Raw genomic sequence first — 2,247 nt, 5'->3', positions numbered from 1 at the left:
CGTGCGCGGGGACGACATCACGCACGCGAGTGAGGTGTTCCGCCGCAACGGACCACCCCCGCGTGCGCGGGGACGACCGAATCTCCGGCTACACCCTCGTGTTCCTGAACGGACCACCCCCGCGTGCGCGGGGACGACCACATTGCTGTGCAGGGGCCGGCGGGCTCACGGGGACCACCCCCGCGCGCGCGGGGACGACAGGATCGGCACCACGCCAATTTGCGCACGGCTGGGACCACCCCCGCGTGCGCGGGGACGACAAACCGTCCTTGCTAAGGTGGCCGTGAATGGCAGGACCACCCCCGCGTGCGCGGGGACACAACGCCCAGACGGCCAGGGCGACGGGCTTTTGGGGACCACCCCCGCGTGCGCGGGGACGACCGGCCGGGGGTGCGGCCGAGGTTGAGCCGCCAGGGACCACCCCCGCGTGCGCGGGGACGACGAGGTGTTGATCCGGGCCTGCCACGTCGACGAGGGACCACCCCCGCGTGCGCGGGGACGACGCAGAACCCGACGTGGGACGAGACGTACACCGGGGACCACCCCCGCGTGCGCGGGGACGACAGGACGACTCCCGCCAGCCAGATCACGCCGAGGGGACCACCCCCGCGTGCGCGGGGACGACGTACGCAACCCGCACCGTGAATCTCGGTGCCAGGGACCACCCCCGCGTGCGCGGGGACGACCTTGCCCGACTCCCGGGCCGCGGTGATCCAGCGGGACCACCCCCGCGTGCGCGGGGACGACAGCGGCGCCGTCTGCTGCGCCACGCCCAGTGCGGGACCACCCCCGCGTGCGCGGGGACGACCTCACCCCCGCCAACGACAACGGCGACCCGTGGGGACCACCCCCGCATGCGCGGGGACGACCCGGTGCTGGGCTTGACGGCGAACGCGATGTAGGGACCACCCCCGCATGCGCGGGGACGACGGGCCGTACACCGAGGTCGTGCGCGCCGGCGCGGGACCACCCCCGCATGCGCGGGGACGACTGATGCTGATGAGAATCAGCTTGTCCTTGGACAGGACCACCCCCGCATGCGCGGGGACGACTTGGCTGGACCACCACGGCGCCCGGGATCGTCGGGACCACCCCCGCATGCGCGGGGACGACCGCACCGACGAGACCGTTGTCCGTCGCGTCGAGGGACCACCCCCGCATGCGCGGGGACGACGGCTCAGGAGGCGAGGGGGAGCGTCCCGGGGTAGGACCACCCCCGCATGCGCGGGGACGACCTGAAAACGCTGCAGATGATCGACGTCAAGATCGGACCACCCCCGCATGCGCGGGGACGACGCCACCACGACCGTCTACATCGACAAGTTGATGGGACCACCCCCGCATGCGCGGGGACGACCTCACGATGTTCCGCGTGTGGACTGCCCTGAACGGACCACCCCCGCATGCGCGGGGACGACGCGGCTCGCCGCGCCTCGGCTCGCTCCGCCTCCGGACCACCCCCGCATGCGCGGGGACGACGCTCTGCCGCGCCGCCTCGAGTTCACGGACCAGGGACCACCCCCCGCATGCGCGGGGACGACACCGGCCGTCGAAGCCGGCCACGTCACAGCCACGGACCACCCCGCATGCGCGGGGACGACGCCTTGCCCCACCGAACCATTACGGCGTAACGCGGACCACCCCCGCATGCGCGGGGACGACCTCGGGCAGGCCGATCTCGTGTACGTGTTCGAGGGACCACCCCCGCATGCGCGGGGACGACGCCCGACCCCAAGTACGTCATTGAAAGCTATGACGGACCACCCCCGCATGCGCGGGGACGACGCCGCACCTGGAAGCCTTGCCGCTCAGCTTCCGGGACCACCCCCGCATGCGCGGGGACGACACTGACTCGCCCATTTCTAGGGTGAGATGCACCGGACCACCCCCGCATGCGCGGGGACGACAAACGGCGTGTTCCCCGTGTGGTTCACTCAGGAGGACCACCCCCGCATGCGCGGGGACGACGAACCTCAACGAGCCTGTCAGGGGATGTGGCTCGTGGACCACCCCCGCATGCGCGGGGACGACGGCCGCTCTTCGCACCTTTCGATGGTCGACGGAGGACCACCCCCGCATGCGCGGGGACGACTTCGACGCCGCCAACGTGTTCCTGAGCACGGCGGGACCACCCCCGCATGCGCGGGGACGACCTGATCTGCGTCGACCTGCCTCTGCTGCCCTCGGGACCACCCCCGCATGCGCGGGGACGACGACATCCCCCAGCTCCGCGCCAACGTCGGCACC

General features: G+C 72.5%; 1 CRISPR repeat array.

Features of this window, described 5'->3' with window-relative positions:
- Nucleotides 1-49 precede the first annotated feature (49 nt).
- A CRISPR array of direct repeats spans nt 50-2,214; the repeat unit is 28 nt; unit sequence GGACCACCCCCGCATGCGCGGGGACGAC.
- Nucleotides 2,215-2,247 lie beyond the last annotated feature (33 nt).

The sequence above is a fragment of the Dactylosporangium sucinum genome, assembly GCF_014647515.1.
GTDB lineage: Bacteria > Actinomycetota > Actinomycetes > Mycobacteriales > Micromonosporaceae > Dactylosporangium > Dactylosporangium sucinum.
The sequence above is the reverse complement of the archived record's forward strand: the minus strand, read 5'-3'. Positions and strand labels throughout refer to the sequence as shown.